This is a genomic window from Pedobacter jeongneungensis, from assembly GCF_039538295.1.
Classification (GTDB): Bacteria; Bacteroidota; Bacteroidia; order Sphingobacteriales; family Sphingobacteriaceae; genus Pedobacter; species Pedobacter jeongneungensis.
In genome coordinates this window covers 182,067-196,682 of the sequence record NZ_BAABBY010000003.1, presented here as the reverse complement: position 1 = coordinate 196,682, position 14,616 = coordinate 182,067, and the positions used below count along the sequence as shown (strand labels likewise).

The 14,616-nt window shown below is 37.8% G+C and carries 13 protein-coding genes, 1 tRNA gene and 1 pseudogene; 11 read left to right on the top strand and 4 right to left on the bottom strand.

Annotated elements, in window-relative coordinates; translation table 11 throughout:
• Positions 1-39: 39 nt before the first annotated feature.
• The 5 genes and pseudogenes from ABD769_RS06845 (at position 40) to ABD769_RS06825 (ending at position 4,845) form a co-directional block, all read left to right on the top strand.
• A pseudogene (locus ABD769_RS06845) lies at positions 40-513 on the top strand (TspO/MBR family protein).
• On the top strand, positions 429-2,861 hold the full coding sequence (locus tag ABD769_RS06840) for a patatin-like phospholipase family protein (RefSeq protein WP_344850538.1): 2,433 nt from the start codon (positions 429-431) through the stop codon (positions 2,859-2,861). Before ABD769_RS06845 ends, ABD769_RS06840 begins: the two are co-directional and overlap by 85 nt.
• Complete coding sequence (locus ABD769_RS06835) at positions 2,858-3,388, top strand: hypothetical protein (protein WP_344850536.1); 531 nt, start codon at positions 2,858-2,860, stop codon at positions 3,386-3,388. Before ABD769_RS06840 ends, ABD769_RS06835 begins: the two co-directional genes overlap by 4 nt.
• Before the next feature lie 363 nt (positions 3,389-3,751).
• A complete protein-coding gene (locus ABD769_RS06830; protein WP_344850535.1) occupies positions 3,752-4,147 on the top strand; it encodes a hypothetical protein in 396 nt (131 codons plus the stop codon).
• Between the two features lie 131 nt (positions 4,148-4,278).
• The gene (locus ABD769_RS06825) at positions 4,279-4,845 is read left to right on the top strand and encodes a 2'-5' RNA ligase family protein (RefSeq protein WP_344850532.1); all 567 of its coding nucleotides are present in this window, start codon (positions 4,279-4,281) and stop codon (positions 4,843-4,845) included.
• Here ABD769_RS06825 and tamL read toward each other — a convergent pair whose 3' ends face one another.
• Entirely contained in the window at positions 4,846-7,278 is a 2,433-nt protein-coding gene (gene tamL / locus ABD769_RS06820) for a translocation and assembly module lipoprotein TamL (RefSeq protein WP_344850531.1), read from the bottom strand.
• Between tamL and ABD769_RS06815 the strand changes: the two genes are divergently transcribed.
• From ABD769_RS06815 to ABD769_RS06795, 5 genes are all read left to right on the top strand, one after another.
• Positions 7,263-8,009, top strand: coding sequence for a TrmH family RNA methyltransferase (locus ABD769_RS06815; RefSeq protein ID WP_344850529.1), 747 nt, complete (start codon positions 7,263-7,265; stop codon positions 8,007-8,009). The two genes, tamL and ABD769_RS06815, sit on opposite strands and share 16 nt — an antisense overlap.
• A gap of 59 nt (positions 8,010-8,068) precedes the next feature.
• Positions 8,069-8,142: transfer RNA gene (locus tag ABD769_RS06810), tRNA-Cys, on the top strand.
• Between the two features lie 35 nt (positions 8,143-8,177).
• Positions 8,178-8,348: a hypothetical protein gene (locus ABD769_RS06805; protein WP_010602219.1), complete on the top strand. Its 171-nt coding sequence runs from the start codon at positions 8,178-8,180 to the stop codon at positions 8,346-8,348.
• Positions 8,349-8,857: 509 nt separating this feature from the next.
• A complete protein-coding gene (locus ABD769_RS06800) occupies positions 8,858-9,241 on the top strand; it encodes a hypothetical protein (protein ID WP_344850523.1) in 384 nt (127 codons plus the stop codon).
• A 65-nt stretch (positions 9,242-9,306) separates the two neighbouring features.
• On the top strand, positions 9,307-9,657 hold the full coding sequence (locus ABD769_RS06795) for a peptidase associated/transthyretin-like domain-containing protein (RefSeq protein WP_344850521.1): 351 nt from the start codon (positions 9,307-9,309) through the stop codon (positions 9,655-9,657).
• A 166-nt stretch (positions 9,658-9,823) separates the two neighbouring features.
• Here ABD769_RS06795 and ABD769_RS06790 read toward each other — a convergent pair whose 3' ends face one another.
• The 3 genes from ABD769_RS06790 to ABD769_RS06780 form a co-directional block, all read right to left on the bottom strand.
• Positions 9,824-10,852 carry a quinone-dependent dihydroorotate dehydrogenase gene (locus ABD769_RS06790; RefSeq protein ID WP_344850518.1) on the bottom strand — a complete coding sequence of 343 codons (1,029 nt, stop codon included), beginning with the start codon at positions 10,850-10,852 and terminating at the stop codon, positions 9,824-9,826.
• 326 nt (positions 10,853-11,178) lie between these two features.
• Positions 11,179-11,829 carry an NAD(P)-dependent oxidoreductase gene (locus ABD769_RS06785; RefSeq protein ID WP_344850516.1) on the bottom strand — a complete coding sequence of 217 codons (651 nt, stop codon included), beginning with the start codon at positions 11,827-11,829 and terminating at the stop codon, positions 11,179-11,181.
• A 74-nt stretch (positions 11,830-11,903) separates the two neighbouring features.
• The gene (locus ABD769_RS06780) at positions 11,904-12,314 is read right to left on the bottom strand and encodes an Rrf2 family transcriptional regulator (RefSeq protein WP_344850515.1); all 411 of its coding nucleotides are present in this window, start codon (positions 12,312-12,314) and stop codon (positions 11,904-11,906) included.
• Positions 12,315-12,494: 180 nt separating this feature from the next.
• Between ABD769_RS06780 and ABD769_RS06775 the strand changes: the two genes are divergently transcribed.
• Complete coding sequence (locus ABD769_RS06775; protein ID WP_344850513.1) at positions 12,495-14,402, top strand: ABC-F family ATP-binding cassette domain-containing protein; 1,908 nt, start codon at positions 12,495-12,497, stop codon at positions 14,400-14,402.
• Positions 14,403-14,616 lie beyond the last annotated feature (214 nt).

Here is a 14,616-nt window from a genome sequence, read left to right as displayed (position 1 = left end):
ATTTTAGGTTTTACCAATGTTTAAACTCAAATTTACAGCATGAAATTTAAACCGGTAGCTTTTATTGTTAATATAGCCATTACTTTGGGCGTAGGTGCCCTTGGTGGGTGGGCAACCGCTCAATCTGTTAAAACCTGGTACCCAACGCTCAACAAACCTTCTTTTAATCCTCCAAACTCGCTTTTTGCCCCGGTTTGGACAACACTTTACCTACTAATCGGCATTGCAGCTTACCTGGTTTGGGTTAAACGTGATAAAATAGTGCATTTTCCACGTACGGTAGCCATCTACCTCATCCAGTTAATTTTAAATTTAGCCTGGTAGTTCATTTTCTTTTACCTGCACGAAGTGGGTTTTGCCCTCGCCGAAATCATTTTACTGCTGCTGTTTATTGTAATCAATGCCATCACCTTTTATAAAATCAATAAATGGGCAGGATTAATATTTATTCCATATTTTATCTGGGTAAGTTTTGCAACATTTTTAACCTACAACATTTTCATATTGAACTGATTTTAAAAGAAAAACCCTTATTTTTAGGGGTGGTAACTTTTAAAAGATTTTTGCTGATCCTTTTCGTTTTGTACTGTAACCATTTGCAGGCGCAAAAAGTTGGCCTTGTGTTTAGTGGTGGAGGCGCAAAAGGATTGTCGCACATCGGTACCTTAAAAGCCCTTGAAGAGAACCATATCCCCATCGATTACATTACCGGAACCTCAATGGGCGGTATTGTGGGGGCCATGTATGCGGCAGGTTATAGCCCGAAACAAATTGAAGAAATTGCGCTCAGTAACGACTTTCAAAATTGGGTTAACGGACGGTACACCAGCGATTATACCTATTATTTTCAGAAAAATGCACCAAATGCCTCTATGCTTACTGCAAAAGTGGCTATCGATACCGGCTTCCATTTTAGTTTCCGCTCTAACCTCATTAACGATATCCCCCTAAATTTTGCTTTTTTAGAGCTTTTTTCTCAGGCCTCTGCCGTTTCTAAAGATAACTTCGATAACCTTTTTGTACCCTACCGCTGTATGGTGGCCGATGTATTGTCGCAAAAAAGCATCACCGTAAGTAAAGGCAGTTTGGCCGAAGCCGTAAGGGCTACCATGACTGTTCCCATTGTGTACCGCCCCATTAAACTCGACGGAAAATATGTTTTTGATGGTGGCCTGTACAATAATTTTCCTGCAGATGTAATGGAGAGGGATTTTAAACCCGATTTCGTAATCGGAGCCAACGTTTCTTCTAAAACCTATAACGAATACCCTAAAAATATCGACGACCGTTTAATGAACCGCTTTTTGGTGTATATGTTTCTTTCTAAATCAGATTCTACCATGATCGGCAAAAACGGGGTGTACATCCAGCCCGATCTGGCCAGTTACAGTGTAACCAATTTCGCACCGGTGGCAGAGCTGATTAAAAAGGGATACGATGCAACCATGGCCGATATGCCGAGAATTAAAGCTCTGATCAGCAAACGGGTAAGCGACGAAGAACTGGCAAAAAGAAGAGCAAAATTTAATGCAGGAAAACCTGAGTTAAAGTTTAGCAATGTTACCGTATCAGGTGTTAACGCACAGCAAAAAAAGTATGTGGAAAGGCTTTTTAAAAGCGACCAGAGCACTTTCGATCTCAAAGATATCAGGCGTGGTTATTATAAACTGGTTGCCGACCAGACTTTTGAAACTGTGTATCCTAAAATATCCTACCAGGCCGCAACTGATAGCTATACCTTTGAAGTAGTGGCACAACCCAAGAAAAGTTTTAAACTCGATCTGGGCGGTAATATTTCGACCAGGCCCATCAGCAATGTTTTTCTAGGTGCACAATACAATTACCTCAACAGAAAATCTTACACCTTTGGCACCAGCTTTTATTCAGGCCGTTTTTACGAATCTGTTCAGGTTAACGGCCGGGTAGATTATCCAACAAAACTCCCCTTATTTCTCGCTGCAGAACTAACTTATAACCACTGGAATTACTATAACACCAGTCAGATTTTTATCGAAAACCCCCGCCCCATTTATATCGAACAATCCGACCGGAAAATTGATCTGATGGTGGGTATGCCATTAAATTACAACACCAAAATTGTCCTTCACTCTACCTTTATCAACAATAGCGACCACTATAGTCCAAACAATACCTTTAACGTGGGCGATGTATTAGATGAAACCATTTTTAACGGTTTCAGGGGCACATTAAATTTTGAGAAAAACTCGCTCAACCGAAAACAATATGCCACAAACGGGCAGAGTTTTTCGTTAAGTATTAATTATACTACCGGTCGCGAAAATTACGATCCCGGCAATATTTTCCGCAATACCCCTGGCTTTGTTAAAGTCGCTGAATTTAGTCGTTTGCACCATTGGGGCAGTATAAAACTCACCCAGGAAAATTATTTTTTACACCTTAAAAAATATACATTAGGTTATATCGTAGAGGGAGTTATTTCCAATCAGCCACTATTTAGTAATTATTATGCTACCTTGTTAACCGCTCCGGCTTTTTATCCATTGCAAGACAGCAGATCGCTCTTCCTCGATAAATTCAGGGCGACTACTTATGCGGCCGGTGGAATAAAAAACATTTATAATGTTAAAAAAAATCTCGATTTTAGATTAGAAGGATATTTATTTTTGCCTCATAAAGAGTTTGAGCTGAATGGTTTCCAGAATGTAGATTATGCAAAAGCCATTACCAAATTACGTTATGCAGGTACGGCAGGTTTAGTTTATCATTCACCGCTTGGCCCCGTAAGCTTAAGTTATAATTTATATAATGATGCGATTAAAAGAAATGGTGTATTATTGCACATCGGTTATTTAATTTACAATAAACGTTCTATCGAATGAAACGAATCTTACTTTTATTATCCTTGTGTTTAATCGGTTTTTTTGGCTTTGCCCAAAATGCAGCCATCAACAATTTTCTGGTAAAAGAAAATCTGCTCAAAAATAATAAACTCGCCATTATTGCAGCCGATTCATTAAATACCCCAAATGAGAATATTAATGGCACCTACACCTTTAGCGTAAGTGGTTTTACACAAATCTTAAAGTTTAATGATGGTATTGCAGTACTGCCATTACCAATCGATAAATCTACATTTGTCTACATCAAACACCAGAACGATACCGGTACGCACAGCAAGCTGGTTTACGTGTATAAAAAAGATACCGATTTAAGTCCTTATGCAATTAACAGTTTATGGCTTTTTATCATCCCGATAGCACTGATCATTATTGCCTTTGCCTTCCGCAAACTCATTATATTTGTGGTAATTGTATTTTTGGTATTTGTTTATTTTAACCACAGCAACGGACTCAATCTTTCTACCTTTTTCGAAAGTATTTTTGATGGATTGAAGAATCTGGTCTGATGTTTTTCAATGATCAGCGTAAATTGTCATTGCGAGACGGCTTTTTCAGCGGCTAAGCAATCTTTACTGCAAGGTTTGAGAATTAAGCAAGTGTAAAAAAGAGAAACGAAAGTTGATTTGTAGTGCAGATTTTATTTATTTTTTTTTAGAAAAGCAGTGCTTGTAGTGCTTCAGTTCCGCCAGTCCCGCCCTTGGCTTAACCCCGATAAATAACCGATAAATTAAATTGAACTTCAATCGGGGTAACGCTGCCGGTCGGGTTTATTAAACATCAGTCCGTTACGAGGAATCCCAATTTAAAATGGTCTGTGGGGACACGAACCACGGCGATAGAATTTAAAATGGTCTGTGGGGACACAGACCATGGCGTTTGAGAAACAGACCATGGCGCTTGAGAAACAGACCATGGCGCTTGAGAAACAGACCATGGCGCTTAAGAAACAGACCATGGCGCTTGAGAAACAGACCATGGCGCTTGGGAAACAGACCATGGCGCTTGAGAAACAGACCATGGCGCTTGGGAAACAGACCATGGCGCTTGAGAAACAGACCATGGCGCTTGAGAAACAGACCATGGCGCTTAAGAAACAGACCATGGCGCTTGAGAAACAGACCATGGCGCTTGAGAAACAGACCATGGCGCTTGAGAAACAGACCATGGCGCTTGAGAAACAGACCATGGCGCTTGAGAAACAGACCATGGCGCTTGAGAAACTGTCCGTGTTAATCTGTGCATCTGTGGCAAATGAATTTAAGTAATCAATAAAAATAGGCTCGCGGATACACAAATCAAAGCTACATAGTTCCGTCATTTCGACCGCAGTGGAGAAATCTATAAAATAATTATTACGCACCCTAATTTATGCTAATATTTTTAGTAAATTTGTTCCATGGAAAATCTATATTTAGTATGTTTGGTTCCTCCGGTTTCTATTATAGAAGATATTGATGAGATCAGACACTACATTTCAGAGAAATTTAACGTACACGAATCGCTAAAGCGGCCGGCACACATTACTCTATATCCACCGGTTATGTTATCATCCCAGGAAGCCGAAAAACGTTTTTTCAAAGCCCTGGAAGATGCTTCTTTTAATGTTCCGTTTACACAAGTGCTTAAAAACTTCAATTCCTTTCCCGAACATACATTTTACCTTGATGTAGAACGCAACGAAGGCATTATGACCTTGGAAAAGCAGATTTCAAAAGAATTACAGCCCTTAAAACTAATTGAGAAAAAAGAAAAGTTTAATCCGCATTTAACTTTGGCTTTCAGAGATATAAAAGCAGTTTTTAAACAAATCGCAGATGATTTTAAAGACCGGAAATTTAAGCGCGAATTCTCCGTTTCTTCTTTTTCTGTTTATAAACACCAGAATAAAAGGTGGCAACCTTTTAAAGAATTTTCTTTTAAAGATCCGGCTACCAAACCTAAAGCATTAAGTCTTTTCGGTTAATTAAAACGGCATACCAATACCAAAGTTATACTGAATGAAACGATAGGTATCGGGGCCGTGTGTTGCATTATAATTATTTTTGAAATCTCTTGCACCGGTGAAAAACTTACTAATCACCCACTGATCGGATCCCGAAAACTGAGGATCTTTAAGTTTCAGGCCAACGTCAAATCTAAATACAAAATATTGCACATCGTACCTTAAGCCTAAGCCGGTACCTACAGCCAGTTGCTTAGCCAATTTACTCACCCTAAATATTGTTAGTTCATCTAATTCATCAAAGCCGGAACTAACCGATTCGTTTTTGCGAATATTCCAAACATTGCCTGCATCAACAAATGCTGCCCCCTTTAATGTAGCACCCAAAAAATTCTTGGCAACAGTGAAACGATATTCAAAATTTGTTTCAATCCGCATGGTACCCAATTGGTCTAATCCAAAAAATGCTTTTCGATATGCATCACTTGCGATCACTTCACGATTGTAATTACCTGGTCCAATCGTTCTAGCCTGCCAGGCCCTTACGCCACTAGATCCACCTGCAAAAAACTGTTTCTCAAAAGGAATACCAGTTAACACCGAATTTCCGTAAGCATAAGCCACGCCTGCATTTAAACGTGCAATAAACTGCCTTTCGCCCCCTAAATGCTTGTACCATCTTAAATCAACTTCCGGTCGCATATATTGATTAAATGGCAACCCCAAAATCTTGGCTGGATCATCATTGGCAGGATCATGTTTAGAGCCCGCTAATCTGGATATCCCCTGTAGCATATTACCTGCAATATCCATTCCTGCCCGTAAATACACAAAAGTTCTAAGCTGATTTAATTTGTCAGCGTTTAAAGTATAAGTATATTTCATACCTAGTGTTAAATCCTTTCGATCGAGCAGTGCAGAGTAATAAAGATTATTAAGCCTGGTAGCTAAATCGATATTTGCAGTATCCAAGTTACCAAAACGGTATTCAAAGTTTAATGGTGTAAAAGAGTGTAACTTTGATTTGGTTTCAAACCAATCATAAGTAACTGAGTTTATAAATATCCTCCTTACCGAAACATCTTTTTGTAGCGCATAAATGTAGCTTGATGCAAAAGTAGTGTGTGGCATTCCATTACCGCCCAGCACCGGATTGTAGAAAGGAATCATCAATCTTGGCACCGTAATACTTGCACTGATCGAAAAATCGCGCTGGTAAATATCACTGAATGGTTTAGCTCCATTGCCTATCCTGGATTGTAAACCACCTTTTACCTGAAGTTCGAACCGTTCAGCACCCCTGAAAATATTGTTATTGGTATAAGTATTACTTAAGTTAAAGCCTACTGTACCACCATTAAATGGTACCTCCCCCTCTACCCGGTTACTCATTACCTTTTGCGGAATAAGCTGGATTACAGTATTAACTTTATTTGACGTACTATCCCTTCTGAAATAATCGATTTTTACATTTTTAAAAATATTCAGCTCATATAAGCGATCATAAGTCAGGTTTTCATTGCGGATATCGTAAAGTTCGCCTTGTTTTAAAAAATCGTACCTCACAATCGGGTTTCTACGGTAACGTTTGGAGAAATCGGTAAAGATGATCCCGTTAATAGTATCCTTATTTAATTTATAACGCACAGAATCAGGAAAACCATCAGGGTTTGGTGCGATAATCATGTGGGTATAGCCTATATTAAACTGCTTATGCGGACCATCATTCGGATCAGTTACATTCAGGTTCAAATCAATTTTATTGGTTTTAGAAGTAGCTTCTGCACCATAAACGTCGAAATTTACATAAGGCCTTAAAAAATAGAAATAACCATTCTCTTTCATGATGCGGTAAATCTGTTCCCTTTCGTAGGTTAGAGAGTCCTCATCATATTGCATGCCCTTATGTAAATGCGTTACGCTTGCCTTATTGGATTCGTAAAGGTTTTTAATATTTGTATTTGGAATGGAATCAGTAAGTTTATCAATAAAGTAAGCCGGGCCTGGTTTGGCACTAAAAATTACTTCTGCTTTCTTATTCTCTACCTTGATCGCTGATGTTACCTCTGCCTGACGATATCCTTTACTTTTTAAAAATTTCTGTATCTGGGTTCTTGAAATCTCGACCAAAGTACTGTCCAAAATGGCTGGAGGTGTACCAAAAGGCTTAATATCAGTTGTTTTATACCTACCGTCTTTAGTATTAAACAGGTTATACAATGGCACCTGAATACTCAGTTTAGAAGCAGGCCTGAGATCTTTCTGAACATAATTATAAGCTTGCTCCTCAAATTTCTTGTCAACACTATCTATTGTAACCTTTTTTACGATCGATTGGTAGTCGGCAATGTATTTTGTTGATGAACAGGCCTGAATTAAAACAATAATAAATAGTAATATTGCAGTGCTTTTCAGTTTAATATTTATTAAGTATTGGTATGCTTTCAAAATCACAGATTAGTTTTATAAAGTCGTTACATCAAAAAAAATACCGTAAAGAGCATGGTTTATTTATTGTTGAAGGCATAAAATCCATAAAAGAATTTATTCAGTCAAGTTACCACATTCATACCATATTTTACAACAGCGAACAATACAATTTGTTACCCAAATTGCCCGCAAATATAAACTTATTTGAAGTAAACAACGTTGAATTAGACAAGATTAGTACGCTGCAAACGCCACAGGGCTTTTTAGCATTGGTTCATATCACTAAAAACAAGAAATTAGATCAGAAAGAATTGAAAAATCAGTTCACTTTGGTTTTAGATGGCGTGCAGGATCCGGGCAACATGGGCACTATTATACGCACCGCAGATTGGTTTGGTTTTAAAAACATCATTTGTTCTGCAGATTGTGTAGAAGTATTTAATCCCAAAACAGTACAGGCTACCATGGGCTCATTAGCGAGGGTAAATATTTTTGAGGCAGATTTACCTGCTTTTCTAAGTGATAATTCGCTGCCTGTATTCGGAGCGCTGTTAGATGGCGAATCAATTTATAAAACCCAATGGGGCAACGAGGGATTGGTAATTTTAGGTAATGAAGGGAAGGGAATTTCGCCGGAAGTGATTAAAAAAATAAATAAACCGGTTACCATTCCCAGGATTGGTGAAGCCGAATCGCTAAATGTGGCAGTAAGTGCTGCAATCTTTTGTGCTGAGTTAGTGCGAGTTCGAAATTAAATTGAGATATTATTTGCGGGCTAACTAATAATTGCTATTTTTGCAGCCTTGAATTTAAAGGTCGAGTGGCCGAGTGGCTAGGCAGAGGTCTGCAAAACCTTCTACAGCGGTTCGAATCCGCTCTCGACCTCCATTTGTACAAATAAAATATAATAAAAGGTTATTACCATGGCAGTTACCAGATTAAAAAGAAAAGACAGAAGAAATAAAAATACAGCTCACCAGGAGGTAGCATTTTTAAAGAGAGCAACTAACATTGAGTTAGGTAGCCGTTCTGCACAACCTAAAAACGATCAGTTAGCTAAAAACAATGCTGTTTTAGCTGGTTTAGCAAAATAGTTTTTAGAGAATCTAAAAAAACTTAAAGCATCCTTCTGATCAAAGGATGCTTTTTTTATGCCTTAAAATTTACTTGCAACTAAAAAGATTAAGACTCATCATGCTTTATCCTTAACTTTTTAATGGTCGTAATTCTTTATCCCACCTATTAACAATTGCCTCCCATTATTTAAGATTTCTGTACTTCCCAAGGCAAACAATCTCTCATTTATTAAGCCAATAATCAGGGAATTTGTTTATCTTGATAACAGAAAGCAGCTGTTTAAGCAATCGTAACCAGGCATTAACGTCAGAAGATAAAACTTAGATTAATATCTGATACGCTCATTTCTGATGGTGGTAATGACACAATAAAAATCGATAGCGTTTTTTTTTAAATAGCAATCAATTTCAGGAAATGATTTTCCACTAAAGCATGGATGAAATATGTTGAAGATTATTATCACAGGGTAAATCATAGCACCTGAAGATTCACTTGGGCGTACCTGGTTAACCAAAATTAAAATTATATGAAAATAAAATTTTACCTGACAATTTTATTAGGGCTATTCTCATCGTGCAATACTGCATCTTATATCTATAGAAAATCAGTGATAGGCCTAATACGTGATGATAAAACACCATTGCCTAATGTTTCTATAGTTTATGATTCACTGGATGTATTAAGTCCGAGAAATGTGACAACCAATAATAAAGGTCAATTTATATTACCAAAAATTGAAATGAAAAACTATCAAAATTTTATCAAATCTATTAAAGAAATTAATTCAATGATTATCATAAAGAAAAAAGGATATGATACAAAAAAAATTAACTTAAAAACCTATGATACGAATAAGGATACAATCGATATTGGTACAATTTATTTAAAAGTAAACAATCAAACTCAGTAAATCTATGGTAACCTTAAAAATATATTAGGGCTTATTGGTTAAACTTAAATTCGGGTTATTTTAGTATGAGATCAATAATGATATTTTTTATCGTGATTTTGTTTGCGTGTTCATCAAAATCACCATCATATATACAGGGATACATATACAATGAAGGGAGAAATCCGTTAAAAGGAATTAAAGTTGTAGATCCTAATAACAAAACTGTATTTTCTATTACCAATGATCAAGGATACTTCAGAATAAATCAAATGATAAATGGACGATACCTTGATGTAATTATTAAAAGCAAAAAAATAGGTTCAGTTTATATTGCAAGAATACATCCAGAAAAAGGCGTGAATTATGCTTTTATAGAAGGAAGAAACGATACATTATTTATAAGCCTAAAAGAAGAAAAAATAATTAGTCAATAAATTAACAAAGGATACCTCAAAATAAAAGTATAATAATCTAAAAAGAAAATTAAATATTTTAACTGGCGTGGTAATATCAATGAAATCAAGTAAACTTGTAATCGATTAACAGGGCCATAAGGTATGCTTTTTTCTAAAATTTAACCTGATTGCATAGAACAAGCTACTAAACCAATTCTTTACAGATACTTTTAATCAATCCTGGTCCTTCGTAGATAAAACCGGTATATAACTGCACCAAAGAAGCGCCGGCATCTAACTTTTCTTTGGCATCTTTAGCCGAATGGATACCACCCACACCGATAATAGGAAAAGCTTTATTGGATTTTTCTGAAAGGTAGCGGATTACTTCGGTAGAGCGTTCTTTAACAGGTTTACCACTCAAACCACCTGTTTCGGTTTTTATTTCCTGAGCTGTAGCTAAATTCTCCCTGCTAATGGTGGTATTGGTTGCAATAATGCCTGCAATTTTGGTTTCAGCAACAATTTCGATGATGTCATCCAGTTGTGCATCAGTTAAATCCGGTGCTATTTTTAATAAAATCGGGCGTGAAATATCATTTTTACGGTTGCGCTGCTGTAAAGTATTCAGAATCTTTTTAAGTGGTTCTTTTTCCTGCAGCTCACGCAGGCCCGGGGTATTTGGCGAACTTACATTTACCACAAAATAATCTACCACATCAAACAAACGGTCGAAACATTTAATGTAATCGCTTACCGCATCTTCATTTGGGGTAGCCTTGTTTTTGCCGATGTTTCCACCCACAACAATATCGGGATGTTTATCTTTTAGCAAGCGTAAACGCTCGGCCATTACATCCACGCCTTTATTGTTAAAACCCATCCGGTTAATCAGCGCTTCATCGTTAGGTAAGCGAAACATACGGGGTTTATCATTACCAGGCTGAGGCATTGGGGTAACCGTGCCTACTTCGATAAAACCGAAACCTAAATTGCTGAGTGGCTCCACATATTCGCCATTTTTATCAAATCCGGCAGCCAGGCCCACAGGGTTTCTAAACTTTATGCCAAAAACTTCGCGTTCTAAACCTTTAATGTGAACATCAAAGCTGCTTCTGATAATGGTTTTACCCAATGGAAACTTATCATTAAACCATTTTAACCGCTTTACGACAAAATAATGTACGTTTTCAGGGTCAAATTTAAAGAATAGTGGTTTAATAAGGCGATACATGCCACGAAGATAAGAACTTAATACAAATTATGGAAGATTGAAAATGGAAAATGGATGATGAACCTTTCATAACACGTAAGTTTAATAGTAATTATAAAAGGTTCATTAGTTCAATGGCCATTCGTTTATTGGTCAGGGTGGATAAATATTAGTATAATATCCAACGTTTGGTGATGGCTTGACTTTCATAAAAGATAATCACCGATAATCAATTTTCAATTACCAACGCCCCACTTGCGACAGGTATTTGTGCCATCAACTATGAACCATCAAACCATGAACCCAGGCACCCTACCTACTTACTAATAAACCAATGACCAATCCTCCTAATATGCTGCCGTAAACTGCTCCCTGTGGTGGGCCTTACTTTCCAATTCATCAGCAATAACGATCGCTAAATCTTCAACCGAAAGAATAGAGCGGCCTTCGTCGTTAAAAACGGGACTGGTTTTACCTAAACGGTATTTCCCTGTACGACCGGTGGTAATTCCCTGGTGCATTTCAATCGCCGGACTAAAAAACAACCAATCTAATTCGGTTTCCTGTTTTAAGGTATTAAAGTAATCTCTTACTGCAGTTGCGCCTGGTTTATATTCTGCAGGGAAATCTGGTCCATCCACAATCTGGTGTCCATCGATTTGTAAAGTACCTGCACCGCCGATAAAAATGTAACGCTTAACACCAGCTACTTTTACTGCTTTCTGGATGGCTTCTGCGCCCTCTACGGTATCATTATACAAATTGGGATTAGTCCAGCCGGCATTGAATGCACTTACCACGGCATCTGCACCTTTTAAAGCCTCAGCCAGTTTTTCTGTATCCAGAACATCAGCGGCAACTTTACTTACTTTGGCATCACTATTTTCAATTTTTGCAGTATCACGTGCAATGGCGGTTACTTCGTTTCCACGGCTTACCAATTCGTTTAAGATGGCTTTACCTACAAAGCCTGATGCTCCAATTAATGCTACTTTCATGTTATTCAATTTTTAATTTATAAATCTGTTTTTAAATTGTAATATTTTTTATTACAGTTATTAACAAAAAATTTTTATTCAAATTTTAATGCAAAATCTGCCAGTGTCTGTTTCGATAAATTATCAATTAATGCATTCTCTGCGTCGCTGTAAAGCGAGTCTAAATGTTGGTTGATCTGTCTTCCAACCGGGCATTTCGGATTTGGCTCATTTTTGCTCTGGCCCAAAACATGATTGCTTCTTACTGCTTTATAAACATCGCCCAAATTGATATCTGAAGCATTTTTAGCCAGAAATGAACCTCCACCCTTTCCTTCTTTACTATCAACGAAACCATGTTTACGCAAATTCATAATTTCTTTGCGCACTAAAACAGGATTTATATTGATACTTCCTGCCAGATATTCGGAACTCACCACACCACCTTTCGCCTCATTTAGCAAAGTTAAAATGTGTAAGGAAATGGGAAACCGGCTGCTGCTCATTCTGTAATTATTTTTATTACAGTACAAAGGTAAGAAGGTTTTATTGAAATCAAAATTTATTTTGTAATTCCGCGATCAAAGATTTTCATTGCATTCAGAATTACAGGAAAAAGGAGCGGTATCCCCTATTTAAGTTTCCCCCTAAAAAAAGCCTTTAAATTTCGTACTTTTGCAGCCGAAATGATTTCAATAAATAATTTAACATTCCTGATTGGCTCAAGGGCCTTGTACGATGACGCGAACTGGCACATTAAACCCGGCGATAGAGCAGGCTTAATTGGTGCCAACGGAACAGGAAAATCAACACTTTTAAAAATAATTGTAGGCGAATATGCTCCGACTTCGGGTACCGTTTCTATGTCGAAAGACTTGAAAATCGGTTACTTAAATCAGGATTTACTTTCTTACGAATCACACCATAGCATTTTGCACGTGGCCATGGAAGCTTTTGAGCGCCAGAACCAGCTGCACGATGAAATTGAAGAACTGCTTAAAAAAATCGAAACCGATTATAGCGAAGAGGTTTTATTTAAACTGAGCGATAAACAACAGGAATTTGAAGCTTTAGACGGTTATAATATCGAATATCGTGCAAATGAAATCCTGGCCGGTTTAGGTTTCAGCACGGCTGATCAGTTGCGTCCGTTAAATACCTTCTCGGGAGGTTGGCGGATGCGTGTAATGCTGGCCAAAATTTTATTGCAAACACCTGATATCCTTTTACTGGATGAGCCGACCAACCACATGGATTTACCTTCCATTAAATGGCTGGAAAATTATTTAATGGGTTTTGAAGGAGCGATTGTAATTGTATCTCACGACAGGTATTTTCTGGATAAAATTGTAAACCGTACGGTAGAATCGCGTAAGGGGAAATTAACCGTGTATGCGGGTAATTATAGCTTTTATGTAGAGGAAAAGGCTTTACGCGGCGAAATCCAGAAAGGTGAATTTAAAAACCAGCAGGCTAAAATTAAGCAGGAAGAGCGTTTAATTGAACGTTTCAAGGCTAAAGCTTCTAAAGCAAAAATGGCGCAGTCGCGGATGAAGGCTTTGGATAAAATGGAGCGCATTGATGATGTGGATGATGATAACCCAACGGTAAACTTTGCGTTTAAATTTTCTAAACCCTCGGGCAGGCACGTGGTGCGCATTGAGCACGCCAATAAAAGCTATCCGAATGTACATATTTTAGACGATGCAGAGGGTGTAATCGAAAAAGGCGATAAAATTGCCCTGATCGGAGCAAACGGTAAAGGTAAATCTACCCTGTTGAGAATGATTGCAGGTGCCGAAAAATTTGAGGGTTTCTGTGAAACAGGTCATAATGTAACGACTACTTTCTTTGCGCAGCACCAGTTAGAATCGCTACACCTCGAAAATTCTATTTTAGAAGAATTACAGGCTTTTGCACCAAAACATACCGATACCGAATTACGGAGCATTTTAGGCTGTTTCCTGTTTACTGGTGATGATGTTTTCAAAAAAATAAAAGTGCTTTCAGGAGGTGAAAAATCGCGTGTGGCACTGGCGAAATCATTAACAACCGATTCGAACTTCCTGATTCTGGATGAGCCTACCAACCACCTGGATATCCAGTCGGTTAACATCCTGATCCAGGCTTTGCAACAGTTTGAAGGTACTTTTATTGCCGTATCTCACGATAGGTATTTCCTTGATAATGTAGCCAATAAAATCTGGTTTATTGAAGGCGAAAAAATTAAACAATATCCTGGTACTTACGCCGAATATGAAGAGTGGAACAGCAAACGCATTATTCCTGTGGCTAAACCTATTCCGGTTAAAATGCCTGAAAAACAAAAGGAAGCACCAAAACCTGCAACACCAAATACCATTAATCAGTTAAAAAAACTGAATGATGAGCTACAAAAAACAGAAAAACTGATTGCTGAGCTGGAACAAAATGTTAAAGACATTGAAGCAGAACTAGCTGATGAGCAAGTTTATAGCAAAGCAGATAAACTGGCAGAAACCAATAAACGTTATTTAGCAGTTAAAGACGATTTAGATAACAATCAAACTAAATGGGAAACCCTGGCCGCCGAAATTATGGAGCTGGAGGGTTAGTCTAACCTGAAGTTTTGTTCAGATACACAGCCGTCCCGATTTACATCGGGACGGTTTTTTTTTTGCATTTTTTTTTGCCACGGAGACACGGATTGGCACGGAAAGAATAAACCCTTCGTTTCTTCATCTCGATTGAAGCGCAGCGGAACAGAGAGATCTACTTCGAGACAGATTTCTCGGCTAAGCTGCGCTCTGCTCGAAATGATGTATTGAG